Consider the following 26,219-nt stretch of genomic DNA (forward strand, 5'->3'; position numbering starts at 1 on the left):
GGATGGATGGACATCAAGGGCACGGTCGCGCTGGTCACCGGCGGGGCGTCAGGCTTGGGCGCGGCAACCGCCAAACGCTTGTTCGACGGCGGAGCGTCGGTGGTGCTGGTGGACTTGCCAAACTCTGCCGGGGAAGATTATGCGGCGGAGTTGAACGCCATTGGCTCGGCGGTTGGCCCGAATGCGGTAGGTTCCGCCAGCGGCGATGCGGGTCCGCGGGCCGTCTTCGCCCCCGCCGACGTAACCAACGAAGCCCAGGTCCAGGCCGCCGTCGACGCCGCTGCTTCACTGGGAACCCTGCGAATAGTCGTTAACTGCGCCGGCATCGCGACGCCGGGCAAGGTCCTGGGCCGCGAGGGTGTTCTGCCGCTCGAGACATTTAACAAAGTCATCCAGATCAACCTCGTCGGAACCTTCAACGTCATCCGTTTGGCAGCTGCGGCCATGGTGGAAAGCGAGCCGGTTTCCACTGAATTGGGCGGCCCCGAACGCGGAGTCATTATCAACACGGCGTCCGTCGCCGCTTTCGAAGGGCAGATCGGCCAGCCTGCCTATGCCGCGTCCAAAGGTGCGGTTGCGGCGATGACATTGCCCTTGGCGCGCGAGTTCGCCCGCTCGCTGATCCGGGTTGCCACTATTGCCCCCGGCATCTTCGAGACCCCAATGATGGCCGGATTGCCGCAGGCTGCCCAGGAGTCACTCGGCCAGCAGGTACCTCACCCTGCACGGCTTGGCCGCGCGGCCGAATACGCCAATCTAGCCGCACACATCGTCGAGAATGCGATGCTGAACGGCGAGACGATCCGGCTGGACGGCGCCATCCGCATGGGTCTGAAATGATGGGCGACTACAGCGGTGGGCCGACTACTGCGGCTTTGGTGGGTCAGGTACCAGCATCTGTGGCGGACCTGCCTACGGCTGACTTCTTCGACTTTGAATCTCTCCTAAGCGTCCAGGAACAGCGGAAACTCAACGAGCTCCGTTCCTTCCTTGCCTCCGAGATCGCCCCCTACGCAGGGCAGTGGTGGGACAAGGCCGAGTTCCCCGAACAGATCCTGCCCAAGCTCGCGGCCCTTCGCCTCAGTGCTCCGGCCCAGCGCGGTTACACACATTTGTTCGCCGGGCTGGTCATAGCCGAGATGACGCGCGTGGACACCTCCATCGCGACGTTCTTCATGGTCCACCACGATCTCTTCGTTGAGTCGCTCTACGACTTTGGCAGCGACGCCCAACAGGACAAATACCTCGACGATGCCTCGAACCTCCGCACTACAGGCGCCTTCGCGCTCACCGAACCAGAGCATGGGTCCGACGTCGCGGGCGGCATGCAGACCACAGCCCGGCGTGTGGAAAGAGCGGCGTCGGACGGCGGCGATTACTGGGTGATCAACGGCGCCAAGCGCTGGATCGGCAATGGGACGTTCTGCGACTACATGCTGGTGTGGGCCAAGGACGAAAGCGACGGCGCCGTTCGGGCATTCATCGTGGACGCCTCCTTGCCAGGCATCACCCGGAGCCGGATCGAGAACAAGATCGCGCTCCGAACTGTGCAGAACGCCGACATTCTCTTCGACGACGTCCACGTCGCGGAATCAGACCGTTTCGCCGGAATCAGCAGTTTCTCGGATACGAACCACCTCTTGCGTGGCTCACGGATCATGGTTGCCTGGCAGGCGGTCGGCCAGCAGTTGGCAGCCTTCGATGTCGCGCGGCAATATGCGGTGGAACGGCTGCAGTTCGGTAAACCCCTTGCCAGGTTCCAGCTGATCCAGCAGCACCTGGTAGATATGCTCGGCAACGCCGTGGCGAGCATGGGGATGATGGTGCGGATCGCCCAACTACAGGAGGGCATTTCCCGGGACGCGCAGGGTGTCCGGCACGGCGGTGCCGACATGGCCCAGGTGGCCCTGGCAAAGGCATACTGCAGTGCACGGATGCGTGAAAGCGTGGCCTTGGGCCGCTCCATCCTGGGCGGAAACGGCATCGTCACCGACTACAAAATCGCGAAGATCTTTGCCGACGCCGAGGCCATCTTCACCTATGAGGGCTCATACGAGATCAACTCGTTGATCGTGGGCCGTGCCGTAACGGGCGTCTCCGCCATCGTGTAGCCACTTTCGCTGTCCGGGCGCCCCGCGCTCTACTCCTGAGGGATCTTTTCGCCAGCCTCAACGCGGACATCGATGGAATTTCCGCGGACCGGCATGGGGCAGGTGCCGTAAGGGGTAAAAGCGCTGGGGTAGTTGATGGCGCGGTTGAAATCGATCACCACGGATCCATCCGGGCGTGGGCGGGGGATGAAAACCTTCCGCCATTCATCCGTGGTGTCGCCGTTGGTCTCATCGTGGAACGTCACGTTCAAGGCACCGAGTTTCTCTTCCTCGGCGTGGAGGCGAACTTCATGAGCAACGCCGGGAACCCGGAACACCACTTCCCCGACCGAGCGATGGACGCCATCCACCAAGGGGTTGGCCGTTCCGATGGGTACATCCACCGGCTGGTCATAGGGTTCGAACCGGCCCTGAATCACCCAGTCCGGGCTGTAGTCGTAGGTGGGAACCCCAGCGAAGTCCGTAAAAACGGGCGAGCCCGCGTCCCTGGTCCGGATGGCATACTTATCCGCCCGCATCGCAAGCTCCACCACCACCTGTTTGCCGTCCTCGCCGCCGTACTGCACCCACATGAGGGACTCTTCATCCTGCAGGGTCGCCGTCACTGTGCCATCGACGCTTTCTCCGCTCTCAACGAGGGTCAGGCCATCCCCTCTGGTGGCTGTGAGGGTTGCAGTCGTGCCGTCCGTTGACCACAGCCCAGGAGCAAACTCGACTTCCGAGGGCTCCGGCTCGAGCCACTGAAACGAGGTCAGCGTCAGCCAGCCGTGATCGGAGGCCAGTGCTGCATTCCGAGACGCTCGGAACCGCTCCCAACGGGCAAGCTGGGCGTCTGTTGCAGCGGTGGGCGAGTTCATGGTTCTCCTCGGCAGATGTGAGCCACGGTTGGCGGCTTTGCAATCTCCTCAACTATGCGCCGCCGGTGTGCATTCCCGGAAGCGTGCGTTCCCGGAAGGGTGCGTTCCCGGAGGGCACCGATGGGCCGTGCACCCAATGCACGGCCCATCGGTCGGTTGGTCAGTGCTGTCGACTTGCCGAACGCCGGGCGCCCAGGAAAGCGAGCAGCGATCCCAAGGCCAACAGCGCGGCGGCTGCGAAGATGAACGCCGGGCTTTGAGCGCCAGTCGAAGCAAGGGGTTCTGGCGCCGTAACTTCTGCGGGCGGAGTGGGCTCGTCGGTCGCTACAGGCACCGCGGTGCTTGTGCTCGGCCTGGGTGTTGCCGTGCTGGCGGTCGGCGTCGGGGTTGCCGTCGGCGTGGGTGTTGCTGTGCTGGGTGTGGGTGTGGGTGTTGCTGTGCTGGTGGTCGGCGTCGGTGTGGGTGTTGCTGTGCTGGTGGTCGGCGTCGGTGTGGGTGTTGCTGTGCTGGTGGTCGGGCTCGGTGACGGGGTTGCCGTCGGCGTGGGTGTTGCGGTGGCGCTGGGTGTGGGTGTTGCTGTGGCGCTGGGTGTGGGTGTTGCTGTGCTGATGGTGGGCGTCGGCGTGGGTGTTGCCGTCGGTGTGGGCGTTCCGGTGCTGGGGCTCGGCGTCGGTGTGGGTGTTGCCGTGGGGCTTGCTGTTCCGTCGCCTGTTCCGTCAGCGTGGGTCCGCCGCGTTTCGGCGCCGACAGGGGTTTCTTCACCAGCAATGGTTACGGTTCCGCTGTTGGTGTACACGTTGAGCTTCCTGTCCGTCACTTTGGTGACGACGAACAGCTCCACCCGTTCACCCTTTGGCAGGCCCGTCCATCGCACCGTTGCTTCGTGGGGAGTGCACTCAACAGTTGCGGGGTATCGCTCGTTGTCCATTGGTTCGGTGATGTTTCCGGAGCTGCTGACAACTCTGCCGACGCGCGGAGTGATGTGGTCGCAATCGATTTCCATGCCAGCGGCGGGCGTGTCCGTCACAACGACGTCGTTTGATTCTGAAGGCATTGGAGGCATGTAAAAGATGGATTCAAGTTCAGTTTGCGGAGCGTCGGCCCACCACATCGACTTGCCCGCCGAAGTAGGGGGAGCGGGATGGCAGTCCTTGGTGCATGGACCGTCGACACGGACAGGCACGCGTACCACTGTTGATCCCACGGTGAAGTTCAGTTCGGTCGTTTCGCCGGTGCCCGGCTGCACAGCATATTGCGTGCTGAAATTACACGTCCCACCCACATTGTTGGGATGTTCCGCCACGAAGTCGGTCAACGTGAAGACCACTTGTCCGGCATCGTTGGCTGCCGCCTTGGCGACTGTTTCGCCGTCGGCGTTGTCAAGATCAAATGACGCGGCACCAAACCAGCGAAGTTCTGGTGGCAGCTGCAGGTTGAAGGTATCGCCCGGTTGCGAGTTGTCAGGGACGGACCACTGACAGGTCAGGTTTACTTGGTCCCATTGGCTCGTAACTACTGAATCCGTGCTGATGGTGACCGCTGCACCCGGGATCACGGCAGCATTGGCTGGCCCTGCCGACCAGGCGAGCCCGAAGGCTGTCACTACGACGGCCAGTAGTGCGGCCACCAGAGAGGCGGACTTTAGATGGAGCTGATTCTTCATGTGTTGGATAGTCCTTCGAATGCGGAAGCGTGTCTCGTCGCATGTGAGTGGCGGCTCGACGCTGTTCGTGACGGCACCAACAGGCTTCACTCACATTGCTTCGGGAAGGTAATCCTGAGGCGCTGGTTCTGAAGGGGAATTTGCCAACGGGAAGAACTGCATGCGCGCGGGTCGGAGGGCTCCTTCACCCAGGCTTTCCATGGCAGTCCTGCACTCCATGAGTTGCCCAAGGTTGCCTGCTGAGAGGGGCAACAGCACGTGGACAGCAGAGTTCTTATACATCGCCGTAGCACCTGTCCCGTGCAGCTGCCGTTGAACAGTTTCTCCGAGCCGCGCCAGAAGGGTCCAGCAATGGCCGCGGCTCTCAAGAGGTTGGGGCAGTGACAGGACCGCTAGAGCGTAAGGGTGGGAACATGCCACCCCAAAAGTGGAGAGTTCGTGGATACGTCGCTGGAAATGGGCTTGCGTGGCCAGCCCCGTCTGAACGTCCGTGCACGAAATCGGCGGTGCAGATTCGGCGGCCTCTGCCCATCCTTCAGCCAAGGATTGGAGAGCCTCGATGTCCATGTTCCGGTCTGCTGCAAGGAAGAGGGCGCGGAAATCCGTCATGGTTTCACTGATACCAACGCCGTTCCGGGCTCGCGCCGCGCCCAAGGATCTTGCTGTAGGAGGTGGAACACTGGCCCGTGTAGCCAGCGACGTCACCACCGAGCGGACCTCGGGCAGGAACCAGTCTGCGGGGAACCGCCAACCATGCTGATAACTGGTGGTCTGCCATCTGCGCATCAACAGGTGTCGGGAAAATGTACATTCAGCGAATGATTTTGTCCGGAACGATGTCATATCCGACTAGTGCATCCGAGTTGGGATTCATGACGAAAACGGGCAGGAGGTTCTCTTTAATAAACGTTCTGTACAAATTCGCGTCATGACTTGCAAGGGATGCCCACTCCGTCTATATGGGCACGATTTTTCATGTTGTGGGGGTGCCTTAAATGGCATCCGGGACAGGTACCGACAACGCTTCCAGCGCAGGAGTTGAGAGCGATGGTCATCTTATCGGGTTGGTGCGCGGCGGTGACATGTCCGCATTCGATGAACTGTATGAACGCCATGTGTCTGTCGCGTCCACAGTGGCCCGGCGAAACGTGGACAATCCAAGTGATGCCGAGGATGTTGTGGCCGAGGCTTTCCAAGCCGTATTGCAGAGCCTCGTTGCGGGACGGGGGCCGGACAACTTCTTCAGGGCCTATCTGCTGTCCACTGTCACCCGCCTGTCACATCATCGGAACCGGAAGGCCGGGCGGTCGCTGCCCAGTAGCGACGACGCCATTCTTGACCGTACGATGCCGGAACCCGATGCCGTAGTCAAAGCCTTCGAATCCCATACGGTTGCAAAGGCATTTCGCGCCCTTCCAGAGCGGTGGCAGGCGGTGCTTTGGTATCTGGACGTGGAAAGAATGAAGCCAGCGGCGGTGGCACCACTCCTGGGTCTGTCCGCGAATGCCGTGTCAGCACTGGCGCTCCGGGCACGGGAAGGCCTGAGGCGGCAATACCTGCAAGCCCACGTGGCGGAAGCACTGGACAGTGACTGCGCTGGATTCGCATCGAAACTCGGTACATTCATTCGAGGAGGACTGTCAAGGATTGCTGAACGCAAGATGCGTCAACACCTTAATGGTTGCTCGAAATGCACCCTTGCCCTCTCGGAACTAAAGGACGTTCAGGGAACCATGAGGGCTGTGCTTATCCCGCTCGTGACCGGCATACCTCTCGCCACCTTGGCAGCTAAGGGTGCCGGACTGGGTGTCTTGGGAGGGCTGGTCCCCATCAAGGCGGCGATAGTGGTGCCGGCTATTGGGCAACCAGCGGTAATGGCCATGGTTGCGGTGGCAGGATTGGGCCTCGCTCTAGGCGCGGTGGGAATCGTTGGTCGCTTGACGCCGGATGTCCCCATGGAGCAGTTGGCCGTTGAAACGAGTTCCTCCCGTCAGGAATCTTTCATCGGGACCCCGGCTCCGGTGCCCACGTCGAATCCAAGCCCGGCGTTGCCCGGTTCGCCAGTTGCGGGTGAGCCGTCACCGTCGAACGTCGCGTCTGAACCGTCCGCCGCCGCGCCCGAACCCTTGGTCGCTGCCCCGGCACCTTCTGGCGTGGAATCCCAGCCGTCGCCTCAACAGTTTGTTCCATCGCCCGTCCCCGCCTCACCAGCTGCAACAGCCCTGCCCGCGTCACTTGTGGCGGTGACAGCGTCGGTGCGGATACCCAAGGACCGTGGTTCCGGCATGACGGCCATGGAGGTGGATTTTGGGATCGGCGGCTCACAGTCCCTGGGGCCGGCCAAAGCCGTGTTCTCAGTAGAAATGGATGCACGGATCCAGGAGAGTTCGCTGCTTGCTCCGGAAGGGTGGTCCTGCTCCATGGAGGGGCGGACAGCCGTCACCTGCATCACAGCTTCGGCACGGCGGAGCGATCTCCATTTTCAGGTTTCCGCCGAATCCAAGCGTAAAAAGGGCGCCGGTGTCCTGACATATTCCCTGAGTGGGAGTGGCCTCGCAGCGGGTGAATTTGTGCACAAATACTGACAGCAAATCACTGCCGGATGCAGCGTCACGAACCTATTCCGCCGGCCACTAACTGAGAGGCAATGCCCCGAGAGGGCAGCCGCTCTTTTGTCTGTGCAATTTAGGGGAAATATGAAAGCAACGTTGTTGGCCGTTGCAGGCTTGCTGGGCGCGTTGGCGGCGGTTTGGGCTTTGGCCCCGATCGGTCAAAACTGGTTCGTGCGCAGGTTCAGCTCGCCGCATGGCCTCCGATGGGCCATGGCAAGTTTGGGCGCCCTGTTGCTGCTGTCACTGGTGGGATGCGCCATGGAGCCGGCGCACCGCCCGTGGCTTGAGATCGTAGTCCTGCTCGCAGGAGCCGGGTTGATTGTGGGCTTTCTTGTCGCGCCCGCCTTCAGGATTCATCATGGTGTGGCCTCGCAGCCCCGAAGGGTGCTGGCCATAGGAGCCCACCCTGACGATCTGGAATTGGCTTGCGGTGCCACCCTCGCCAAATTGGCCGATGCCGGCCATGAAGTCCGAACCATGGTGATGAGCTCGGGGGGAAAGGGTGGAGACAGTGCCATCCGTTTGACCGAAGCCGCGTCAGGCTCGGATTTCATGGGCGCCTCCAAAGTCCATGTCCACGACTTTACGGACACCAGCCTCGCCGAACATGGGGATGAAATGGTCCAGGCGATTGAGGTCGTGATGGGCGATTTTCGCCCCGACGTTGTGATTACCCATTCCCGTAACGATTACCACCAGGACCATCAGGCCGTACACAGTGCGACTATGCGGGCAGCCCGCCAGCACTCCTCCATCCTGTGCTTCGAGAGTCCTTCATCCACACGGCAGTTCGATCCCAGCGTCTTCGTGGATATCGCGGGGTATGTGGACGTAAAGATTCACGCCGTTGCCATGCACCGGAACCAAAAGGGCAAGCCTTACATGAGTGCAGAAAGAGTACGGAGCCTCGCAGCGTTCAGGGGCTCGCAAGTAAAGACGACATACGCAGAGGGTTTCGAACCTGTTCGGCTGCTTGGCTCTGCCGTAGGGGAGTTCTGATGGTTCGGGTACTCGTAACAGGCGTCGGAGGACCAGCTGGCTCCTCCTTGGCGCGCCAGCTAAGAGAACTGGGACATTGGGTCCTGGGCGTTGATATGCAAGCAGTGAACGGTTCCGCGGCTCACATGTTTTCCTTGGTATCGGCCTCCAGCTCTCCCGACTATCTCTGGGAACTGCAGGGACTCGCGGGCGTCCATGCCATCGATCTTGTGGTGCCCACCGTCAGCGATGAACTCGTCCTGGTTTCCGAAGCCAGGCAAGGCTTCGCTCCTAATGTCGAGGTCCTTATTGCGGACCCCGCACCCGTTCGAACCGCGAATGACAAATTCCTCACCATGGGATGCCTTGCCAATGCAGGCGTTGCTGTCCCGGATTTCGGGCTGCCCGGCGATTTCGCCTCTGTCAATCAGGCGATGGCTCGGCTAGGGGGATCCCTGGTGGTCAAGCCTCGGATTTCGCGCGGCGGACGCGGGGTGCAGGTACTGGAAAAGGCTGCCGACGGCGGCCGGAACGCCGCCCACGTCTGGTCCTCCTTGGACGATTCCTGGATTGTGCAACGATTCGCGCCTGGAACGGAGTACGCGCCCGTGGTCCTCCACCACAGGCCCGAGCCGGGTCAGGACGATCTTGTGGTGGTGCTGGAGAAGACAGAACTCAAAGAGGGACGCGTGGGTAACGCCGTGTCCGTCAGGAGGATCGAGGGAGCCGGGAGTGCCGACGTTGCTCAATTGGCTGATTCAGCCGTGACCGCGCTCGGGTTGACAGGGCCCATCGACGTGGACGTGCGCCGCCTGCAGGACGGAAGCCCGGTGGTACTGGAGATCAACGCGAGGTTCGGTGCAAACAGTGCGTTCGCCCCCGAACTCCTGGAGAACGTCCTGGGCCGATATGTCGCCGGTCGATTGACCGGAAGGCGTGCGTGACACCTCTTGATGCTGCCCTGGCGTTTGTCCAGGTTGGAGGCGTGCTGATTCTCAGTTTCGGTGTGGTCAAAATCGTCTACGTTCCACTGGCCTTGTATTTCAACCGGCTTTACCGTTCCAACTCCGCCAGGCATCGCTATTCCGTCATCACTGACCGGCCCCTGGTCTCTGTGATCGTGCCCGGCTATAACGAGGCCGTGGTGATCACCAGTTGCGTCGAGTCGATACTTGCCAGCCGCTATTTACGCCTGGAAGTGATTCTGGTGGACGACGGTTCCACTGATTCCACCGCCAGCATCATGGCAGGGCTTGCAGATCAATATGATCGGGTCCGGTTTCTCTCCCAAACGAACGCAGGGAAGGGAGCTGCGCTCAACTATGGCATCGCCAAGGCCAAGGGAGACATCCTGATGTTTGTCGACGCCGACGGCATTTTTGCCCCCGACACCCTGATGCGCATGCTGGAGGGTTTTGATCACACCAAGGTAGGAGCGGTATGCGGCGACGACCGGCCGGTTAACCTGAATCGCGTTCAAACGATGATGCTTGCTGTCCTAAGCCACGTCGGGACAGGCCTGGTCCGCAGGGCCTTGTCCTTGCTGCATTGCCTGCCAATCGTCTCCGGGAATATAGGTGCCTTCCGCCGTGACGTAGTCCAACTGGTAGGTGGTTTTCACGAGGACACGCTCGGTGAGGATCTTGAGCTCACTTGGCGTGTCTACAAGGCCGGCTACCGGGTGAGGTTCCAGCCCTCAGCCCTGGTCTATGCCGAGTCGCCGTCAACGATGGGCGGATTGTGGCGGCAGCGCGTGCGGTGGTCGCGGGGCCTGCTTCAGACGCTCCGGATGCATATCGGTATGCTGGGCCGGCGGCGTTACGGGCTGTTTGGCATGTTTCTTTTGTTCAACGCCATCACCATGGTGGTGATCCCTGTGCTGCAACTTGCCATCTTGGCTGTGCTGCCGTTCCTGTACCTCGCTGGTTCTGGTCCGGTACCCGGTGAAGTCCTCGCCATTCTTGGCTGGTTGGGACTGTTTGTGTCCCTGGCGCTAATTGTCTTCTCCATTGGCCTCAACCGTTCATGGAAGGACCTTCGTTTTCTATGGACGCTGCCCCTGTGGCCCCTGTATTCGGTATTCGTTGGCCTGGCTTTAGCCAGCGCAATCATCAAGGAGATCCGCGGCAGCCCTGCCGTCTGGAACAAGTTGCAACGGACGGGCGTCATTTCCGTAACTGCCACAGAATCCGGCCCCCGCTACGAGGCAGGGGTATGAAGGCTTTCGGATCCAGGATGCTGTTTGCCAGGCTAAGTGCTGCCCTGGTGGGCTCCGTTCTCCTTGGCGTTGCATTGACGGGTGTCGCCGCGTGTGGAGTAGAAACGGAGGTTCGTCCGATGGACCGCATGGTGAATCTTGGGTTTGAGGACGTCGTCAACGAGGACCGTTCACCCCTTGTGGACCTGGCGGAACGATTGGAAGCCGTGGACGCCACCGCCGTATCGATTTCCGTCGGACGCACAGATTGGACGGCCTTTCCCTGGTCCGGCCAAGCCGGCTGGGCCTCTTATGAGGTTTCCCGCACTGGACGGGACTTCGTGGGGGAGGCGATCTCAGCATTGGCGAAAAGCGGGAAGGAACGGGATGTGATCCTCACGATCGATGTCCTGTTGGACCGTGCGCTGAGTGAGGACCCCTCCCTGGCCGGTCGGAATATCGCTGGTGAGCCATCCAAAGCCTTCGCCAGTGTGTCGTCCCTGCGGCACGGCAAGGCCGGCGCCCGCTTGGCTTCCTTGTCTGCCGCCGTCGCGAAGAAGTACCGGCCCACAGCGGTGAATCTCACGGAATTGATGTTCGATGATTTCACCTTTGGCAGTGATGACTTCGATGACTTCAAAGCCACCACCGGAGAAGATGACTGGCCCAGAAACCATGAAGGCGGGATCGACCAGTCGGATGCCCGGATCAGCACTTGGCGGAGCGAAGCCATGGCTGACATCGTGCGCAGGGTGGCAGCCGCCGTCGAACCCTATGGTGTCCGGCTGGAGATGGATGTGCGCTCGCCGCGGGATTCACCGTCGGCGGACCGCTCCGACAGCGGCCACGATTACGACCTCTTGCTAAAGCAGCTCGACCGGCTCCACGTTTGGGAGTACGTAGGACTTAATGCCGAGCGCTCGCCGCGGACGAAGGACCTCGCAGAAGCCCTGACCCGCCGCGCGGGCTCCCGCATGTCATTGTCTATCGGGCTCTGGTCCGATGACGGCACGATCTCCCCGGAAAGGTTCGAAACGGCTTTGCGTGAGGCTTCCCGGGGCGGGGCCACCTCGGTGTCCGTGACACCCGTAAGCCTCATGACCGACGCGCATTGGGAGGTCTTGCGGAAGGCTTGGGTCCGGTAATTACGGGCTGTCCGGCGCTCATCCCGGGGCGTACCCTGAGCGCATGGGCATGGAATCCGTGATGACGGCAGTAGTAAGCCTTGCACTGATTGTCGGGTCGGTTTGGGCTGGCACGCGGCTGGTGCAGAAGGGTGTTTCCGCGAAGGGGGCAACGGGCACACTCGGGAGTGTCCTATCCATGATCGAGCCCGCCACTGGTGCGCCGACCAAAATTGAGGCCGCGGCAGCCCGCGAGGAAATGCGGCAGCGAAGGCACGAGAAATTGGTAGCGGGCCCGGGCACCGCAGAGGTCGGGCTATTCGCCGGGAAGGTGGTCCTGCCGCCGTCGGCCGACATGATAGCCAGGCAGCAATCCGGTGAGGCCAAAATCTGAGACGTATTCCCGAGGTCGAGTCTGGTGCGGGTAAGATCCCGTAGGAAACACTAGTAACCCGGCTCACAGTATCCAGCGCAGTGTACGAGCCAAACCAGATCCCGAAGGTAAGTATTTATGGTTCACACTGCCCATCAAGACACCGATCTCGCTGCAGAACTGCGGGCTGATGTACGCCGGGTTTCCACCCTGTTGGGTGAGTCCCTGGTGCGACAACACGGCCCGGAATTGCTGCAGCTCGTGGAGCAGGTCCGCTTGCTGACCAAGGAATCCAAAGAGGCCGCGCGGGGCGGGGCGGACGCGACCGGTCCATGGAGCGCGCACGACGTCGTAGCCCAGGTCCGCGAGTTGCTTGCCTCCCTGCCTCTGGACCAGGCGACGGATCTGGTTCGTGCCTTCGCGTTCTATTTCCACCTCAGCAATGCAGCCGAGCAGGTCCACCGCGTCCGCGGGCTAAGGACCCGACAGGAGAAGGACGGCTGGCTTGCGAAGGCCGTTACGGAAATTGCCGGCCAAGCTGGGCCGCAGGTCCTTCAGGACGTTGTTAATGAGCTTGACGTGCGGCCCATTTTCACAGCACACCCCACGGAGGCTTCGCGACGCTCAGTGCTGGACAAGGTCCGCAAACTCTCTGACGTCCTGGCCCAGCCCACGGAAGAGGGAACCACTGCCCGACGCCGCCAGGATCGCCAGCTCTCGGAAATCATCGACCAAATGTGGCAGACCGATGAGCTTCGCCAGGTCCGGCCAACGCCTGTGGATGAAGCCCGAAACGCGATCTACTACCTGAACAGCATCCTCACCGATGCCATGCCGGAGATGCTGACCGACCTTTCCGAACTCCTTGCCGAGCACGGGGTGGTCCTGCCCGCCGCAAGCGCGCCGCTGCGTTTCGGTTCATGGATCGGTGGCGACCGCGATGGAAACCCCAACGTTACCGCGGCTGTTACGCGCGAAATCCTGCAGTTGCAGAACCAGAATGCGGTCCGGATCAGTATTGCGCTGATCGACGAGCTGATCTCGGTGCTGTCCAACTCCACCGCCCTGTTCGGGGCCGACCAGGAGTTGCTGGATTCGATCGAGGTGGACCTCAAGAACCTCCCCGGTCTGGATAAGCGCATCCTGGAGCTCAATGCCCAAGAGCCTTATCGACTCAAGCTCACGTGTATCAAGGCCAAGCTCATCAATACGGGGCGCCGCGTTTCCGCCTCGACCTATCATGAGCCCGGCCGGGACTACGCCACCACGAGTGAGCTGCTGGCCGAGTTCGGCCTGCTTGAGGCGTCGCTCCGGAACCACGCTGCGGGCCTTGTTGCCGATGGCGCCTTGGCACGTGTTCGCCGTGCGATCGCAGCCTTCGGCCTTCACCTGGCAACCTTGGACATCCGCGAACATGCCGATTACCACCACGATGCAGTCGGACAGCTCGTGGACCGCCTTGGTACCGAGAAGCCGTACGCCTCTCTGACCCGCGAGGAACGTTTCGAATTCCTCGGTGCCGAGCTGGCCTCACGCCGTCCGCTCTCCGGCCACCCGATCAAACTCGAAGGCACTGCGGACGGCACCTACGACGTCTTCCGGAGCATCCGCCAGGCCCTGCACACGTACGGTCCGGACGTCGTGGAAACATACATTATTTCCATGACCCGAGGCGCCGATGACGTCCTGGCGGCAGCTGTGCTGGCACGCGAGGCTGGTTTGATTGACCTCTTCGGGGCAAAGCCGCACGCCAAGATCGGCTTTGCTCCGCTGCTGGAAACCGTCGAGGAGCTCCGCGCGTCCGCTGAGATTGTGGATCAGTTGCTCTCCGATCCGTCCTACCGTGAACTGGTCCGGCTCCGCGGCGACGTCCAGGAAATCATGCTCGGATACTCCGATTCCAACAAGGAATCCGGTGTCATGACCAGCCAGTGGGAGATCCACAAGACCCAGCGGAAGCTGCGCGATGTGGCTGCCAAGCACGGCGTCAGGGTCCGTTTGTTCCATGGCCGCGGTGGTTCCGTAGGCCGTGGTGGTGGTCCGACGTACGACGCCATCATGGCCCAGCCCAATGGTGTCCTCGAGGGCGAAATTAAGTTCACGGAGCAGGGTGAGGTCATCTCGGACAAGTACTCACTCCCCGAGCTTGCCCGCGAGAACCTTGAGCTATCCCTGGCAGCAGTCATGCAGGGTTCTGCCCTGCACCGGACTCCGCGTACCTCCGAAGACGAGCGCGTGCGCTACGCGAACGTCATGGAAACAATTTCCGATGCTGCCTTTGCACGCTACCGGGCATTGATCGACGACGCCGATCTTCCGGCATATTTCCTGGCGTCCACACCTGTGGAGCAGCTGGGTTCCCTGAACATCGGATCACGCCCTTCCAAGCGGCCCGATTCCGGAGCAGGCCTGGGTGGCCTCCGTGCGATCCCGTGGGTGTTCGGTTGGACGCAGTCCCGTCAGATCGTTCCCGGCTGGTTTGGCGTGGGCTCCGGCCTGAAGGCAGCACGGGAAGCCGGCGACGCTGATCAGCTGATGGAAATGATGGACCGCTGGCACTTCTTCCGTTCGGTGATTTCCAACGTCGAAATGACCTTGGCCAAGACCGACATGGAAATCGCGGGACACTACGTTTCCTCGTTGGTCCCGGAGGAATTTCACCGCCTGTTCCACATGATCCGGGACGAGTACGAGCTCACCGTGGCCGAAATCGAACGCCTCACTGGAGAGATTGAACTTCTGGACGCCCAGCCCACGCTGAAGCGGTCCCTGGAAATCCGTGACCAGTATCTGGATCCCATCAGTTACCTCCAAGTGGAGCTGCTGCGACGCGTCCGCGAGGAATCGGTGTCCGGCGCGGAAATCGATGAACGGCTCCAGCGCGCCATGCTGATCACCGTCAACGGAGTGGCAGCCGGCCTGCGTAACACCGGCTAGACGTTCTCTCACATCCTGCCGGTTTTTCCGGATAGTTCTCTCACATCCGGTCGGTTTTTCCGGAACGCTCTCTCTCCCTTCGAAATGTCGACGGGGCGGGGGAGCGTTCCGGCTTAAAGCACCTGTGCCTGAGCGTTAGGGTTGTTGGATGCCGTCGTTCCAGACCAAGTTGAAAATCACTGGCCTCAAGCCTGGCAACCCTCCCGAATCAGTCATGGCAGCGGCCATCGAAGCTTTGGAAACCCGCCATCATGTCGAATCGAACCAGCTCGATATCGTGGGAGGAGTCCCGCAGCTCAGCCTCCGCTTCATGGTTGACGCCCGCGATTACACGGGTGAGAACGACGAAGCCCGAACCTCGGCTGCCATGATGCGCGACGCCGTCGAACGGGTTGCGTTGACCGGGAGCCTTTACGTGCTGCGTCGTAGCCGCGGACGCTGGGCGCCGATTTAGGCTGGCGTCACTCGGGCTGTGGCAGGTCGCCGTCGAACGGTTCATCCACTGGGGAACGGCTCCCGCGCCGCCGCGTCACGATCAACCCGACCACCACACCGATGACCAAGCCGACGCCCACCCCAATCAGTGAGCTGGCCCAGAACGGCAGTTTGGTTGCAGAGCCTGTGAAATAGCCCAGGCCCACCTGCCAGACCGCCCACAGCACTGCGCCCAACCCCGCGCAGAGACTGAAGCCGCGGGCCGAGACGTTGGCGATTCCAGCTGCGGACGAGGTTGCGAGCCTGCCGCCAGGGACGAACCGGGCGCCAATAATGGCGCCGTAGGTGGAGGATCGGCCTGCCTTGGCGATAGCCTCGTGGATTCCACGGTGGACTTTCCGGCCCCATCCCCAGCGATCAAGTACATGGCTCACCCGCCGCTTGAACAGCACGTAGACTGCCATGTCTCCGAGCCAGGACGCGAAGGCTGCGAGTAGGAGGATGAGCCAGAAATTGGCGTGGCCGTCGGCCGCCAGCGCACCGCCGGTGATGACCACCATTTCGGACGGGATCGGTGGGAAGATGGCGTCGCCCAGCACGATGGGAACGATCCACAAGTAAATTGCGGATCCCCACGTCTCGGGGGCGATGAAGTCCATTGGCACAAGGTACCGCACTTGCCGCCATGGCCGCTCGGCGGGAGACTGGCGCAATGCAGATCGAAATCATGCACGGGGACATCACCACGCGCGATGTAGATGCGATCGTCAACGCCGCCAACTCTTCACTGCTCGGTGGAGGGGGAGTGGACGGTGCGATACATCGGGCCGCCGGGCCGGAACTGCTGGAGGCCTGCCGCGAGGTCCGTCGCACCAAAGTGCCGGACGGTCTGGCTGTTGGCGCCGCCGTCGTGACTCCCGGATTCAGGCTCCCGGCGCGCTGGGTGATTCATACCGTGGGTCCCAACCGGCGTGCCGGCCAAACCGATCCTGCTCTGCTCGCCTCTTGCTTCCGGGAAAGCCTGAATGCGGCCGTGGAGTTGGGTGCACGGTCTATCGCTTTTCCCGCGATCAGCGCTGGAATCTTTGGTTGGGATGCCCGGGAGGTCGCGGAAGTAGCGTTCGACGCCGTGAGTTCGTTTTCATCTGCGTCTGCAGTTGATGCCGGGACGGCCAGCGGCCTTGAGTTGGTGGAGTTCGTCCTGTTTTCGGAGGATACGACGGCGGTCTTCCGGTCCGTGTTCAGCTAGTTGGGCGCGCGTCGAGTAATCAGGTGGGCGCGCATGCGGTGCAGTTGGGGCATGAGGCCGTAGATGACGATCGGGACAGCGATGGTGGCCAGGATGAAGGTGCGCAACACAGGAGCCAGGGTTCCAAGCCATTCGCCGAGCACCGCATTGATCGCTACGAGGGTCGGGAATACAGCGAGCCAGATCATTAGCGCAAGTTGGTGCTTGTTTGGCGGCGGGACCTTTACGGGTGTGGTGGGGGCTGCAGGCTTTGTCATTGGTGCTCCTTAATTCTGTTGAGGAGGTTTGCCGGGTCAAAGACCCAGGTTGAAGGTTCGGACGGCGTTTCGGATGTCCTCATCTACGAGGTCGGCGTTGATGGCTATGGCCGAGGCGGAGCCTTCACCGGCAGCGGTAATGACCTGGGCTCGGGGGTTTGCAACATTGCCGGCGACCCATACGCCGGGAATGGTTGTTTGTCCGTGAACGTCCGTGACAGGCCAGCCGTTCTCGTCGATTTCGCAGCCGAGGCGAACGGAAAGCTCGTTGTTTGGGGCAAAGCTGGGCGGCACGAACAGTGCCTTGCGGGGGACAACGCGGCCGTCATCCATTTGGATTCCGGAGAGCTGGCCGTTCTCGACCAGGACGCGCTCCACTTTGCCTTCGACGATGCCGATGGATCTGGCGACCAGTTGGGAGCGCTGATCGACCGAAAGAGTGTCAGCGGGCGTGAACAGCACTACGTCTTCACTCCATTGGCGGATGATCTGTGCGTAGCGGACTGTGTCCTGAGAGCCACCCAGGACGCCCAACGCTTGGTCACGTACCTCGTAGCCGTGGCAGTACGGGCAGTGCAAAACGTCGCGGGCCCATCGCTCCCGAAGTCCCGGTATGTCCGGCAGCTCATCAGTGAGGCCCGTTGCGATCAGCAGGCGTCGGGCGGTAATCCGTTGGCCGTGTGCCAGCAGGACCGAGAACGCGGACTTTCCGCATTGCACGATCTCGCTCACCATGGCGTTCAGGATCTCGCCCCCATATCCCTTGACCTCGTTCCGTCCTGCTGCCAGAAACTCTCCAGGGGGCATGCCGTCACGGGACAGGAACCCTTGCATGTGGGCAGCGGGAGCGTTGCGCGGCTCCCCGGAGTCCACCACGAGAACGTTCCGGCGTGCCCGTGACAACACCAGTGCCGCGGACAGGCCGGCAGATCCGCCGCCGATAATGATTACGTCATAGTCGCTCATGTCTTCAAGGCTCCTCGGACTTCCCTAGTTCGACAACAAACGTTGCTGTTTTCGGGAATCTGACGTTGGATGGGGCCATGGATGACACAGCAACAGTGATCGCATCGGCGCTTGATCAGGTCGGCCCCAGACTCAAACGATTGCGTAACCAGCGCAATGTGACCCTGACCAGCCTCGCTGCTACGACCGGCATTTCGAAAAGCACATTGTCCCGGCTGGAGACGGGGCAGCGACGCCCCAGCTTGGAACTGCTCCTTCCGCTGGCGCACGCCTACCATGTGCCCCTGGATGATCTGGTCGGCGCTCCGGACGTTGGAGACCCCCGGATACGCCTCAAACCACGGCAGGCAAACGGGCGGACAGTAGTTCCGCTGACGAGGCACCCCGGGGGAGTCCAAGCCTGGAAGATCGTCATCCCCAACTCGAAGATCGAGCCGGAACTCAAGACCCATGAGGGATACGAGTGGCTCTATGTTCTCTCCGGCCGTATGCGGCTCGTTCTGGGTGACCATGACTTAACACTTGGGCCCGGTGAGGTGGCTGAGTTCGACACCCGGGTGCCGCACTGGTTCGGCAGTACGGGCGACCAGTCTGCGGAAGTGCTGAGCCTCTTCGGGCAGCAGGGGGAACGGATGCATGTCCGTGCCAAGTCCAGCCGGGAGCAAGGGCGCTAGCCCAGGCGCAGATCAGATTGGGATGGTGCCCGGAGGCGGGGGGACTCAGTCGAGTGCTTCGCTGAGCTCCAGCCGGCTACGGTATTCCACGGGCTTGTTGGTGATCGGATCCACGAAGGTGATGCCGCGGGCCAACAACTGAAGTGGCTTGCTGTAATCGTCCGGGGCTTTGTCCAGCAGGTCCGGGTAGAAGGCGTCGTTGACAATGCCCAGACCCAGCGAGGCCATATGCACGCGGAGCTGGTGCGTCTTACCGGTGTGCGGCTCCAGTCGGTACAGCGCGCGCTGGTGAGTACCGGCGTCGAACGTTCTTGTCTGTTCGATGCGCGTTTCCGCGTTCGGCAGGCCATCGATAACTTCGGCGAGCAGATAGCTGCGGGACTTGGTCATGCGGTTGCGGACCACTGTGGGGAACTCGACGGCGGGATAGCCTGCGGCGGGCGTCGCGGCGGACACGCACTCGTATTCCTTTTGGACTTGTCGCTTCTCGAAGAGGACTTGGTATTTTCCGCGCGTCTCCGGGTTGGTGGAGAGCAGCAGGATGCCGGCGGTCATCCGGTCGAGGCGGTGCATGGGGATGAGGTCCGGAAGATTCAGGAGGTTCCGGAGCCGGACCAGCGCGGATTCCTGTATGTACGTTCCGCCTGGAGTGGTGGGGAGGAAGTGTGGCTTGTCCACCACGAGGATGTGCTCGTCCTGGTGGAGGATGTTGATTTCCACGGGCAGCCGCGTTTCGGGCGGGAGCGTGCGGTAGTACCAAATGAAGGTGTGGTCTTCGAGTTTTGTCCCGCGGTCCAGGGGTACGCCGCCCTCGCCCACGATTTCGCCGGCATCGAACCGGTCCTCGATGCCCTGCGGATCAATGTGTCCCCAGCGATGCATCATGTAGTCCATCGCGGTGTCCCACGGCCCGTCATCCGGGAGGCGCAGGCGGGTCGCGTTTACGCCGTCGCGCACGGGAAGGGGGGATTGCATCACCGGACAATTCTACTGTGGCCCGACATCGCAGTCGCAAACCGACGATAAAAAAGTTCTTGACAATAAAATTTGTCGGTAGGCATACTGGAAGCATGTTGGACATCGAAGTAATTGAGGACGCGGCCGCGGCAGAGGCGTCGTTGGATCCGATCCGCACGCGCATTCTGCAGGAGCTCGCCGAGCCTGGGTCGGCCACTCAACTGGCCGCCAAGGTAGGGCTACCCCGGCAAAAGGTCAACTATCACCTCAAAGCCCTCGAGCGGCATGGCTTGGTGGAGCTTGTGGAAGAGCGCCGGAAAGGCAACGTCACCGAGCGCGTCCTCCAGGCGACGGCGGCCTCGTACCTGATCTCGCCCGTCGCGTTGGCTTCGGTAGCCCCGGATCCGCAGCGTTTCGCCGACAGGTTCTCCGCCTTCTGGCTCCTGGCGCTCGCCTCCCGCACTGTCCAGGAAATGGGCAAGCTCATTTCGGGTGCGGCCGCGGCCAAGAAGAAGCTCGCGAGCTTCGCGATCGACGGCGAAATTACTTTCCGATCAGCTGCGGACCGCGCCGCTTTCGCTGAGGAACTCGGCGTAGCGGTCACGCGCCTCGTCGATAAGTACCACGACGGCGGTGCTACCGCAGTGGCGGGCGGCGCACGAAAGCACCGGCTCGTCGTCGTACTTCATCCCACCCTCAAGACCTCGTCAACGGAAAAATCAGCAGAAAAGGAACAAGGCAATGACTGACAACCGGAAATTCGAGATCGTGGCGGACACCGAACTGCCGGGCACTCCTGAGCGGGTGTGGCAGGCGGTCACCAAGGACACGGCGGCCTGGATGTTTCCCACGGACCAGTGGCCCGATGTGAAGACCGTAGAGGAATTCCCCAACCATCTTGTGTCGCGGATGGAGGGTCCCAACGGTTGGTTCAACCAATTGGAGCATGTCCTGGAGCCGGTGGAGGGTGGCCGGGCAAAGCTCCACTATGTCCACAGCGGCATCTTTGACGACAACTGGGACGAACAGTACGACGGCGCCAGCAAGCACACGGAGTTCTACCTCCACACCCTGGGCCAGTATCTGCAGTACTTCGATGGGCAGCCCGTGGTCTTCACGGATATCCAGGCGCCTACTTCGTCGCAGACTCCCGACGGATTTGTGCAACTGAAAAAGGCCTTGGGCGTGGACGGCGTGGAAGCCGGTACGCCATTTGAGGTGGACGTCGACGGCGTAGGCCGGCTGAGTGGCGAGGTGGACTTCTCCAACGAGAACTTCCTGGGCTTGCGCACCGCAGATACGCTCTTCCGATTCTTCGGTAGGAACGCTTTTGGTGCACCGGTAGGAATGACCGTGCATGAATTCGGTGGCTCGGGGGACTCCGAACTGACGGCGAAGGCGTGGGGTGCGTTTCTGGAGAAGGTTTACGCGTAGGGGTTTCCCGCCCAACTGACTGGCAGTAGTTGTTGTTCCCAGCGCTGGGAACAACAACTACTGCCAGTCACTTTGCGTTTACGGGGCCCACGCGCGGGCGACACCGTCCAATGCTGCCTCGTAGATTCCCGCCCAATCCGTGCCATGGTTGTCCACTTGCGCCAGCTCCAGGCTGACCAAGCCGTGAACTTGCCCCCAAATCGACATGGCCACGGTAGCGGGGTCGTCTTGTCGGAGCCCTCCCGCTTGCTGCGCCTTGGTGACCGCCTCCACCAGGGGAAGCATGGAGGCTGAGGCGACCTCCGGCGTCGGGCTGCAATCAACATAGGCCGCCAGTGCGCCGCCGAACATCAGCCGGTAAAGGGCTGGATGCTGCAAGGCCCACTCGCGGTATGCGCTGCCCAGGCCGCGGAGTCCGTCTTTTGCCGCAGCCTGCTGGGACTCCCCAAAGGAGCGAAAACCGTCGTCGACGGCGGCCGTCAGGAGTTGCGCTTTCCCACCGAAGAGCGAGTAGATCGCAGAGGTGGACGTGTCTGCGGCTGTGGCAACATCGCGGAGAGTGACACGCGCGGGGCCTTCACGGTCCACAAGTTCGGCGGTCACTTCAAGGAGCCGTTGCTGGACGTGCTGATCGTGAACTATGGGTCTTGCCATACGTCCAAGTGTTTCATAACATTGTTTCATAACAACGTTATGAAACCGGGAATCCCGAATTCCCCACCAAAGGAGTGACATGGCACAGGAGATCTTTCCCGGCCGTTTTACGGCGGACATCGGGCGCGAAACAGTGACCGTCTTCCTGATCGGGATGCGCGCCAACCGGTGGTGGAAGATGGGCAAGGTGGGGCGGGTGGCATCAGCCATGCCTACGATGATGCGACATCTGGCCGCCAATCCCGAGGCAGGGTTGCTCGGCAGCGAGCAGTGGTTTGGGCGCACCACCATCCTGCTCAGTTATTGGGAAAGTCCTGAGCATCTGAGGCGCTTTGCCGCGGACCGCGATTCGCCACACCTGGGGCCATGGCGGAAGTTCATGAAGGAAATTGCCGGCAGTGGCGACATCGGGGTCTGGCACGAGACGTACCAGGTACCGGCGTCGGGCATTGAAGTGGTGTACAACGGGATGCCGCTTTTTGGCCTGGCCAAGGCAACTTCCCATGTTCCCGTCGGCCCGGGCAGCAACACGGCGAAGCAGCGCATGGGCTCAGCTGCCCGGACCTCAACGGCGGGCGCCTAGGCGATTGCGACGGCGGCCGGCCGCTCGGTCTTCAGGGTCCGGCGGAGTTGGGGCGAGGCGTCGAGCTTCTGCTGGGCGGCATGCAGTCCACTGACGGCGAATTCGAGTTGCGCGGGCGGCAGGGTGTAGGGGACGCGCAGGTAATGCTCGAAAGCTCCGCCGACTCCGAAGCGTGGTCCGGCCGCCAACCGTAGCCCGAAATCCGGCGCCAGCACAGTGAGGGCGGTGCTGCAGGCGCTGGGCAGGCGGCACCAAACCGTGAGCCCGCCGCGGGGCCGTTCCACTTCCCATTCCGGCAGGTGTTCTGCAAGCAAGGCCAGCAGCGATTCCCGATTGTGCCGCAACTGGTCCAGGCGGGCGTCGAGCGGTTCCGCGAAGGACCTGACCAATCGTGCGGCGGCCAACTGCTCAACCACTGGTCCGCCCAGGTCCATGGTGGTCCTCGTCGCCACGAACCGGGTGATCATCTCCTCCTCCGCCCGGATCCAGCCCGTTCTGAGTCCCGCCCAGTGGGATTTGCTGAGCGAACCGATCGAAACCACGCTGGGATTGAAGGCGGACATCGGCGAGGTCCGGACGCCGTCGAGGTTCAACCCCCGCAACGTCTCGTCCACCACCAGAACCGTTCCGGCGGCAGCGGCCGCCCGGGCCAAGCGGCGGCGCTGCAGGTCCGACATGATGCGCCCGGTCGGGTTGTGGAAATCGGGCACAAGGTAGGCCATTGCGGGGCGCTGATGGTTCATTGTGGAGACCATCGCATCAACGTCCCAAGCAGGTGAGGCGTGGGGCGGTAACGGCACGGGAAGCACTTTGCAGCCGGCTGCCCGGATGGCGTCCAAGGCATTGGGATACGTGGGGTGTTCCACCAGAACCCTGTCCTGCTTTCCCACCAGCGTATGGAGAACGATGTTGAGGGCGTGCTGTGCGCCGGACGTCACCAGGATCTGATCCGGGGTGGTGGGCACACCTTCCGAGGCGTATTTCCCAGCGATCGCCTGACGCAATGCCTGAACTCCAAGGGCGTCGTACCCGAAGCCGGGGAGCAACGCAGGCAGTTCGGTGAGGGCGTCAGCGAATGCCCGGTGGACAACTTCGCCGGCGGCCGGAAGTGATGCGTAGGCCAGGTCCAGGAGTCCCTCGGGCGCGGCAAGGCCCGGAATGCTCACAGGTGCGGCGCGGTGAGGGATGCTCGTCCTGCCACGGCTGCCCTGGCCCGAGGTGAGAAAACCTTGCTCGCGCAGGCTCGCATAGGCCGCGGTGACAGTGGTGCGGCTTAGGCCGAGGGTCTGCGCCAGCGCCCGCTCGCTGGGGAGCGCGACGTCAAGCGGGATGCGCCCATCCATGACCAGCAGGCGCACGACGTCGGCCAGCTCCCGGTAGGCGGGCAGGGCGCCGTTGTTCCAAGAGCCCAGGAGACGGACGAGTGCGGTGGGATTCAGTGAGCCGGGCATGGGACCAGTATTCCAAACTGGCTATGGAATGCAAGGCCAGTTTTCCACGACCATGGTTACATGATGACCCGAAGAATCACACAACTCCTGATCGGCCTCGCGATGTACGGCATCTCCCTGGCCATGTTTATCCGCGCCGGGCTTGGCCTGGATCCCTGGGACGTCTTCCACCAGGGCCTTTCGGAAAAGACTGGCTTCAGCATTGGTGTTGTGGTGATCGCGGTCAGCTTCCTCGTCCTCCTCCTCTGGATCCCGCTGCGGCAAATGCCCGGGATCGGAACGCTGGCGAACGCAGTGCTGGTGGGGGTCTTCGCTGATCTGGGTCTGTGGCTCATCCCGGAGTTCTCACATCTGGGCGGGCAAATTGCCATGCTGGCCGGCGCCGTGATCCTCAACGGAATCGCCTCGGCTTGCTACATCGGAGCACGCCTCGGCCCGGGAGCCCGCGATGGCCTCATGACGGGACTGGTTCGCCGAACAGGCTGGTCCGTCCGCCTGGTCCGGACGGGAATTGAAGTAGTAGTCCTCGCCGTGGGCTTCCTGCTGGGTGGCTCCGTTGGTGTGGGTACGGTGGTTTACGCGCTGGCAATCGGCCCGATCGTGCAGGTGCTCCTGCCGAAGTTCATGGTGCCGGAGCCAGCTAAGACCTTGGAACCGGCCAAGGTCCCGGAAACGGCAAACGTCCCGGAAACGGCCAACGCGACCACCCACGCGGAAGCCGTGGAGGCCGCGCCGGCCGCGCCAGCTGCCTGACGAACGGCCAGCAGCTTGGTCGTCTGGAATCCGTCAGTCCTTGATGGCTCCAAGCGAAAGACCCGATTGCCAATAACGCTGGAGGCTGAGGAAGGCCGCGATCAGTGGAACGATCATCAGTAGTGAGCCGGTAATGACCAAATTCTGGATGAGCTCGCCATTCCCTGCCGTGGAGCCCAGCTTGTTCCACTGGTTAATTCCGATCGTTAGCGGGTACCAGGCTGGGTCCTTAAGCATGATGAGCGGCAGGAAGTAGTTGTTCCAGATTGAGACGAACGAGAAAAGCAGCACGGTGACTGTTGCGGGCGCAAGCAGGGGAAAAGCGATCTGCAGGAAGATGCGCAGTTCCCCGGCGCCGTCGATCCGCGCTGCCTCGATCAATCCGTTGGGCACGGCCTGATCGGAAAATACCCACATAAGGTACAGGCCAAAGGGGTTGATGAAGGAAGGGATCAGGACGGCCCACGGCGTGTTGGTTATTCCGAGCTGGGCAAAGAGCAGGAATTGCGGAATGGCAAGTGCTATGCCGGGAACAGAAATGGAACCGAGCACGATGAGAAGGAATACGCGTCTGCCCACGAAGTCGTGCTTCGCGAGCGCATAGCCTCCCAAGGCGGCAAGGAACGTCGACACCAGTGCGCCGGCTACAACGTAAAGAATGGTATTCAGCAGCCAACGCGAAAAGATGCCGTCCTGGAAGGTGAACACCTGGACGATGTTGTCCCACAACGCGAACCGTTCGCCGAAGCCCAGCCCGAATGAGGAAACGAAATCTCCCTGCGACTTGGTGGCATTTATCACGAGCCAAGCCATGGGAATGAGACAGTAAAGCGCGAACAGCCCGGTCACAAGGGTCAGGGACGTGCTCTTCCTCGGGTTGGCCAGCGTGTACAAAGTCTTCTGGCGCCGCAGGGGAGCTTGGGGCGTAGGTGTTGCCCGGTCTGTCACTGGTGCAATGGGGCTACTTGTTGAGGACATTTTTCATTCCCTTGATTTGAACCACGTACGCGATGGCAATGGTGAAGATTGCCATGACCAGGGCAAGTGCCGCGGCGTATCCCTGCTGTGAGCCGGTGAAAGCGAGGCTGTACGCGTACATGTTCGGTGTGTAGTAGGAGGTTATGCCGCTGTTGGACACGAGCGTTGCGAGAATATTTGGTTCGTTGAACAGCTGGAAGGTGCCAATAATCGAGAAAATGATCGTCACGATAAGTGAACTCCGCAGCGCCGGGAGCTTGATGTGCCGGATGATCTGGAACTCGTTTGCTCCATCGATTGCCGCGGCCTCGTAGAGCTCGCGGGGGACTGCCCGGAGAGCAGCATAGAAGATCAGCATGTTGTAGCCGGTGAATCCCCACGTCACCATGACACCAATTGAAACCATCGTTGTTTCGGGAGCGAATGGATTGAAGGATGTGCCTGCAGCCTTGTTGAGGCTTCCTATAAGTCCATACCGGATGCCGAGCATAAAGCCCCACATAAGAGTTGAGACGATGGCGGGGATGGCATAGGGCAGGAACACCACGATGCGGAAGAACCGGGAACCGTGGAGCCGAAGGGAATCGATGGCAAGCGCCAGGGCGATGGCGCTGAACAGCATGATGGGGACTTGGATGGCGGTAAAAAGAACGACTCGAATTACGCCGTCATAAAACTGGCTGTCCTGAAAAAGCTTTACGTAATTGTCGAACCAAATGAAGACTCTTCCTCCGATCAGCTTGTTCTGGAACAGGCTGATGTAGGCGGAATAACAGATCGGGACGATGAAGACGAAGAGGAACAGCACACTGAAGGGCGCAATGAAGAGCAGGCCCACTTTGCGGCGTTTAGGCTGTCTGAGGGATTGGCGAACGGGTACGTTGTCTGAACCCTTTATGCGGTTCGTGAGCGTTTGCCTGCTCATGGAGGAGTCCTTCTTTCATGTTTCATCTGCAGTAACGGCCGGTGGGTGCCG

General features: G+C 61.6%; 27 protein-coding genes. 16 read left to right on the top strand and 11 right to left on the bottom strand.

The window, feature by feature from the left end; genetic code table 11:
* The first annotated feature begins 6 nt into the window (after nucleotides 1-6).
* Together J2Y41_RS20090 and J2Y41_RS20095 are read left to right on the top strand one after the other, a co-directional pair.
* Nucleotides 7-840 carry an SDR family NAD(P)-dependent oxidoreductase gene (locus J2Y41_RS20090; protein WP_224094298.1) on the top strand — a complete coding sequence of 278 codons (834 nt, stop codon included), beginning with the start codon at nucleotides 7-9 and terminating at the stop codon, nucleotides 838-840.
* Nucleotides 840-2,111: an acyl-CoA dehydrogenase family protein gene (locus J2Y41_RS20095; RefSeq protein WP_224095130.1), complete on the top strand. Its 1,272-nt coding sequence runs from the start codon at nucleotides 840-842 to the stop codon at nucleotides 2,109-2,111. The genes J2Y41_RS20090 and J2Y41_RS20095 overlap by 1 nt, the downstream gene beginning before the upstream one ends.
* Before the next feature lie 29 nt (nucleotides 2,112-2,140).
* On the opposite strand, the gene J2Y41_RS20100 is transcribed toward J2Y41_RS20095, so the two are convergent.
* The 3 genes from J2Y41_RS20100 to J2Y41_RS20110 form a co-directional block, all read right to left on the bottom strand.
* Nucleotides 2,141-2,968 (bottom strand): DUF1684 domain-containing protein, encoded by an 828-nt coding sequence (locus J2Y41_RS20100; RefSeq protein ID WP_309931158.1) that lies wholly within the window; start codon nucleotides 2,966-2,968, stop codon nucleotides 2,141-2,143.
* Between the two features lie 160 nt (nucleotides 2,969-3,128).
* Nucleotides 3,129-4,631: an Ig-like domain-containing protein gene (locus J2Y41_RS20105; protein WP_309931160.1), complete on the bottom strand. Its 1,503-nt coding sequence runs from the start codon at nucleotides 4,629-4,631 to the stop codon at nucleotides 3,129-3,131.
* Nucleotides 4,632-4,721: 90 nt separating this feature from the next.
* On the bottom strand, nucleotides 4,722-5,417 hold the full coding sequence (locus tag J2Y41_RS20110) for a hypothetical protein (RefSeq protein ID WP_224094302.1): 696 nt from the start codon (nucleotides 5,415-5,417) through the stop codon (nucleotides 4,722-4,724).
* Between the two features lie 209 nt (nucleotides 5,418-5,626).
* On the opposite strand from J2Y41_RS20110, the gene J2Y41_RS20115 reads away from it, so the two are divergent.
* The 8 genes from J2Y41_RS20115 (at nucleotide 5,627) to J2Y41_RS20150 (ending at nucleotide 15,306) form a co-directional block, all read left to right on the top strand.
* On the top strand, nucleotides 5,627-7,216 hold the full coding sequence (locus J2Y41_RS20115) for a sigma-70 family RNA polymerase sigma factor (RefSeq protein WP_224166423.1): 1,590 nt from the start codon (nucleotides 5,627-5,629) through the stop codon (nucleotides 7,214-7,216).
* A 111-nt stretch (nucleotides 7,217-7,327) separates the two neighbouring features.
* The gene (locus J2Y41_RS20120; RefSeq protein ID WP_309931164.1) at nucleotides 7,328-8,242 is read left to right on the top strand and encodes a PIG-L deacetylase family protein; all 915 of its coding nucleotides are present in this window, start codon (nucleotides 7,328-7,330) and stop codon (nucleotides 8,240-8,242) included.
* A 95-nt stretch (nucleotides 8,243-8,337) separates the two neighbouring features.
* Nucleotides 8,338-9,165 carry an ATP-grasp domain-containing protein gene (locus J2Y41_RS20125; RefSeq protein WP_309931166.1) on the top strand — a complete coding sequence of 276 codons (828 nt, stop codon included), beginning with the start codon at nucleotides 8,338-8,340 and terminating at the stop codon, nucleotides 9,163-9,165.
* Nucleotides 9,162-10,439 (top strand): glycosyltransferase family 2 protein, encoded by a 1,278-nt coding sequence (locus J2Y41_RS20130; protein ID WP_309931169.1) that lies wholly within the window; start codon nucleotides 9,162-9,164, stop codon nucleotides 10,437-10,439. The genes J2Y41_RS20125 and J2Y41_RS20130 overlap by 4 nt, the downstream gene beginning before the upstream one ends.
* Entirely contained in the window at nucleotides 10,436-11,563 is a 1,128-nt protein-coding gene (locus tag J2Y41_RS20135; protein WP_309931171.1) for a hypothetical protein, read from the top strand. The genes J2Y41_RS20130 and J2Y41_RS20135 overlap by 4 nt, the downstream gene beginning before the upstream one ends.
* A gap of 43 nt (nucleotides 11,564-11,606) precedes the next feature.
* Nucleotides 11,607-11,936 carry a hypothetical protein gene (locus J2Y41_RS20140; protein ID WP_309931172.1) on the top strand — a complete coding sequence of 110 codons (330 nt, stop codon included), beginning with the start codon at nucleotides 11,607-11,609 and terminating at the stop codon, nucleotides 11,934-11,936.
* Between the two features lie 117 nt (nucleotides 11,937-12,053).
* Complete coding sequence (gene ppc / locus J2Y41_RS20145; RefSeq protein WP_309931174.1) at nucleotides 12,054-14,852, top strand: phosphoenolpyruvate carboxylase; 2,799 nt, start codon at nucleotides 12,054-12,056, stop codon at nucleotides 14,850-14,852.
* A 148-nt stretch (nucleotides 14,853-15,000) separates the two neighbouring features.
* A complete protein-coding gene (locus J2Y41_RS20150) occupies nucleotides 15,001-15,306 on the top strand; it encodes a hypothetical protein (protein WP_216921592.1) in 306 nt (101 codons plus the stop codon).
* Nucleotides 15,307-15,313: 7 nt separating this feature from the next.
* Here the strand turns inward: J2Y41_RS20150 and J2Y41_RS20155 are convergent, their stop codons facing one another.
* On the bottom strand, nucleotides 15,314-15,946 hold the full coding sequence (locus tag J2Y41_RS20155; RefSeq protein WP_224094316.1) for a DedA family protein: 633 nt from the start codon (nucleotides 15,944-15,946) through the stop codon (nucleotides 15,314-15,316).
* 53 nt (nucleotides 15,947-15,999) lie between these two features.
* On the opposite strand from J2Y41_RS20155, the gene J2Y41_RS20160 reads away from it, so the two are divergent.
* Complete coding sequence (locus J2Y41_RS20160; protein ID WP_224094318.1) at nucleotides 16,000-16,536, top strand: O-acetyl-ADP-ribose deacetylase; 537 nt, start codon at nucleotides 16,000-16,002, stop codon at nucleotides 16,534-16,536.
* On the opposite strand, the gene J2Y41_RS20165 is transcribed toward J2Y41_RS20160, so the two are convergent.
* Entirely contained in the window at nucleotides 16,533-16,793 is a 261-nt protein-coding gene (locus J2Y41_RS20165; protein ID WP_224094319.1) for a hypothetical protein, read from the bottom strand. The genes J2Y41_RS20160 and J2Y41_RS20165 overlap by 4 nt on opposite strands.
* A gap of 36 nt (nucleotides 16,794-16,829) precedes the next feature.
* Nucleotides 16,830-17,759, bottom strand: a complete 930-nt coding sequence (locus J2Y41_RS20170; protein ID WP_309931179.1) for an NAD(P)/FAD-dependent oxidoreductase — start codon at nucleotides 17,757-17,759, stop codon at nucleotides 16,830-16,832.
* Nucleotides 17,760-17,836: 77 nt separating this feature from the next.
* On the opposite strand from J2Y41_RS20170, the gene J2Y41_RS20175 reads away from it, so the two are divergent.
* Nucleotides 17,837-18,433, top strand: a complete 597-nt coding sequence (locus J2Y41_RS20175; RefSeq protein WP_224166431.1) for a helix-turn-helix domain-containing protein — start codon at nucleotides 17,837-17,839, stop codon at nucleotides 18,431-18,433.
* Nucleotides 18,434-18,478: 45 nt separating this feature from the next.
* Here J2Y41_RS20175 and J2Y41_RS20180 read toward each other — a convergent pair whose 3' ends face one another.
* A complete protein-coding gene (locus J2Y41_RS20180) occupies nucleotides 18,479-19,408 on the bottom strand; it encodes a pseudouridine synthase (RefSeq protein ID WP_224095132.1) in 930 nt (309 codons plus the stop codon).
* A gap of 95 nt (nucleotides 19,409-19,503) precedes the next feature.
* Between J2Y41_RS20180 and J2Y41_RS20185 the strand changes: the two genes are divergently transcribed.
* A complete protein-coding gene (locus J2Y41_RS20185) occupies nucleotides 19,504-20,139 on the top strand; it encodes a helix-turn-helix domain-containing protein (RefSeq protein WP_224094320.1) in 636 nt (211 codons plus the stop codon).
* A complete protein-coding gene (locus J2Y41_RS20190) occupies nucleotides 20,132-20,824 on the top strand; it encodes an SRPBCC domain-containing protein (protein ID WP_309931182.1) in 693 nt (230 codons plus the stop codon). The genes J2Y41_RS20185 and J2Y41_RS20190 overlap by 8 nt, the downstream gene beginning before the upstream one ends.
* 78 nt (nucleotides 20,825-20,902) lie before the next feature.
* Here the strand turns inward: J2Y41_RS20190 and J2Y41_RS20195 are convergent, their stop codons facing one another.
* Complete coding sequence (locus tag J2Y41_RS20195) at nucleotides 20,903-21,478, bottom strand: TetR/AcrR family transcriptional regulator (RefSeq protein WP_224094322.1); 576 nt, start codon at nucleotides 21,476-21,478, stop codon at nucleotides 20,903-20,905.
* A gap of 79 nt (nucleotides 21,479-21,557) precedes the next feature.
* On the opposite strand from J2Y41_RS20195, the gene J2Y41_RS20200 reads away from it, so the two are divergent.
* Complete coding sequence (locus tag J2Y41_RS20200) at nucleotides 21,558-22,061, top strand: DUF4188 domain-containing protein (protein ID WP_224094323.1); 504 nt, start codon at nucleotides 21,558-21,560, stop codon at nucleotides 22,059-22,061.
* Here J2Y41_RS20200 and J2Y41_RS20205 read toward each other — a convergent pair.
* Nucleotides 22,058-23,512: a PLP-dependent aminotransferase family protein gene (locus J2Y41_RS20205; protein ID WP_224166435.1), complete on the bottom strand. Its 1,455-nt coding sequence runs from the start codon at nucleotides 23,510-23,512 to the stop codon at nucleotides 22,058-22,060. The genes J2Y41_RS20200 and J2Y41_RS20205 overlap by 4 nt on opposite strands.
* Before the next feature lie 60 nt (nucleotides 23,513-23,572).
* Between J2Y41_RS20205 and J2Y41_RS20210 the strand changes: the two genes are divergently transcribed.
* Complete coding sequence (locus J2Y41_RS20210) at nucleotides 23,573-24,265, top strand: YitT family protein (protein WP_224166436.1); 693 nt, start codon at nucleotides 23,573-23,575, stop codon at nucleotides 24,263-24,265.
* A gap of 33 nt (nucleotides 24,266-24,298) precedes the next feature.
* Here the strand turns inward: J2Y41_RS20210 and J2Y41_RS20215 are convergent, their stop codons facing one another.
* Complete coding sequence (locus J2Y41_RS20215) at nucleotides 24,299-25,243, bottom strand: carbohydrate ABC transporter permease (protein ID WP_224166437.1); 945 nt, start codon at nucleotides 25,241-25,243, stop codon at nucleotides 24,299-24,301.
* Complete coding sequence (locus J2Y41_RS20220; protein WP_309931187.1) at nucleotides 25,227-26,168, bottom strand: sugar ABC transporter permease; 942 nt, start codon at nucleotides 26,166-26,168, stop codon at nucleotides 25,227-25,229. Before J2Y41_RS20220 ends, J2Y41_RS20215 begins: the two co-directional genes overlap by 17 nt.
* Between the last annotated feature and the right edge of the window lie 51 nt (nucleotides 26,169-26,219).

Origin of the sequence: Arthrobacter sp. 1088, from assembly GCF_031455315.1 — a bacterium.
In the GTDB taxonomy this organism is placed as follows: Bacteria; Actinomycetota; Actinomycetes; order Actinomycetales; family Micrococcaceae; genus Arthrobacter.

Coding starts and splice junctions, on each gene's coding strand:
- J2Y41_RS20210 (WP_224166436.1), top strand. CDS start 23,573: ATGATGACCCGAAGAATCACACAACTCCTGATCGGCCTCGCGATGTAC.
- J2Y41_RS20140 (WP_309931172.1), top strand. CDS start 11,607: ATGGGCATGGAATCCGTGATGACGGCAGTAGTAAGCCTTGCACTGATT.
- ppc (WP_309931174.1), top strand. CDS start 12,054: ATGGTTCACACTGCCCATCAAGACACCGATCTCGCTGCAGAACTGCGG.
- J2Y41_RS20150 (WP_216921592.1), top strand. CDS start 15,001: ATGCCGTCGTTCCAGACCAAGTTGAAAATCACTGGCCTCAAGCCTGGC.
- J2Y41_RS20175 (WP_224166431.1), top strand. CDS start 17,837: ATGGATGACACAGCAACAGTGATCGCATCGGCGCTTGATCAGGTCGGC.
- J2Y41_RS20205 (WP_224166435.1), bottom strand. CDS start 23,512: ATGCCCGGCTCACTGAATCCCACCGCACTCGTCCGTCTCCTGGGCTCT.
- J2Y41_RS20165 (WP_224094319.1), bottom strand. CDS start 16,793: ATGACAAAGCCTGCAGCCCCCACCACACCCGTAAAGGTCCCGCCGCCA.
- J2Y41_RS20185 (WP_224094320.1), top strand. CDS start 19,504: ATGTTGGACATCGAAGTAATTGAGGACGCGGCCGCGGCAGAGGCGTCG.
- J2Y41_RS20200 (WP_224094323.1), top strand. CDS start 21,558: ATGGCACAGGAGATCTTTCCCGGCCGTTTTACGGCGGACATCGGGCGC.
- J2Y41_RS20105 (WP_309931160.1), bottom strand. CDS start 4,631: ATGAAGAATCAGCTCCATCTAAAGTCCGCCTCTCTGGTGGCCGCACTA.
- J2Y41_RS20125 (WP_309931166.1), top strand. CDS start 8,338: ATGCAAGCAGTGAACGGTTCCGCGGCTCACATGTTTTCCTTGGTATCG.
- J2Y41_RS20190 (WP_309931182.1), top strand. CDS start 20,132: ATGACTGACAACCGGAAATTCGAGATCGTGGCGGACACCGAACTGCCG.
- J2Y41_RS20170 (WP_309931179.1), bottom strand. CDS start 17,759: ATGAGCGACTATGACGTAATCATTATCGGCGGCGGATCTGCCGGCCTG.
- J2Y41_RS20095 (WP_224095130.1), top strand. CDS start 840: ATGGGCGACTACAGCGGTGGGCCGACTACTGCGGCTTTGGTGGGTCAG.
- J2Y41_RS20155 (WP_224094316.1), bottom strand. CDS start 15,946: ATGGACTTCATCGCCCCCGAGACGTGGGGATCCGCAATTTACTTGTGG.
- J2Y41_RS20195 (WP_224094322.1), bottom strand. CDS start 21,478: ATGGCAAGACCCATAGTTCACGATCAGCACGTCCAGCAACGGCTCCTT.
- J2Y41_RS20215 (WP_224166437.1), bottom strand. CDS start 25,243: ATGTCCTCAACAAGTAGCCCCATTGCACCAGTGACAGACCGGGCAACA.
- J2Y41_RS20160 (WP_224094318.1), top strand. CDS start 16,000: ATGCAGATCGAAATCATGCACGGGGACATCACCACGCGCGATGTAGAT.
- J2Y41_RS20110 (WP_224094302.1), bottom strand. CDS start 5,417: ATGCGCAGATGGCAGACCACCAGTTATCAGCATGGTTGGCGGTTCCCC.
- J2Y41_RS20090 (WP_224094298.1), top strand. CDS start 7: ATGGACATCAAGGGCACGGTCGCGCTGGTCACCGGCGGGGCGTCAGGC.
- J2Y41_RS20120 (WP_309931164.1), top strand. CDS start 7,328: ATGAAAGCAACGTTGTTGGCCGTTGCAGGCTTGCTGGGCGCGTTGGCG.
- J2Y41_RS20220 (WP_309931187.1), bottom strand. CDS start 26,168: ATGAGCAGGCAAACGCTCACGAACCGCATAAAGGGTTCAGACAACGTA.
- J2Y41_RS20180 (WP_224095132.1), bottom strand. CDS start 19,408: ATGCAATCCCCCCTTCCCGTGCGCGACGGCGTAAACGCGACCCGCCTG.
- J2Y41_RS20135 (WP_309931171.1), top strand. CDS start 10,436: ATGAAGGCTTTCGGATCCAGGATGCTGTTTGCCAGGCTAAGTGCTGCC.
- J2Y41_RS20100 (WP_309931158.1), bottom strand. CDS start 2,968: ATGAACTCGCCCACCGCTGCAACAGACGCCCAGCTTGCCCGTTGGGAG.
- J2Y41_RS20115 (WP_224166423.1), top strand. CDS start 5,627: ATGGCATCCGGGACAGGTACCGACAACGCTTCCAGCGCAGGAGTTGAG.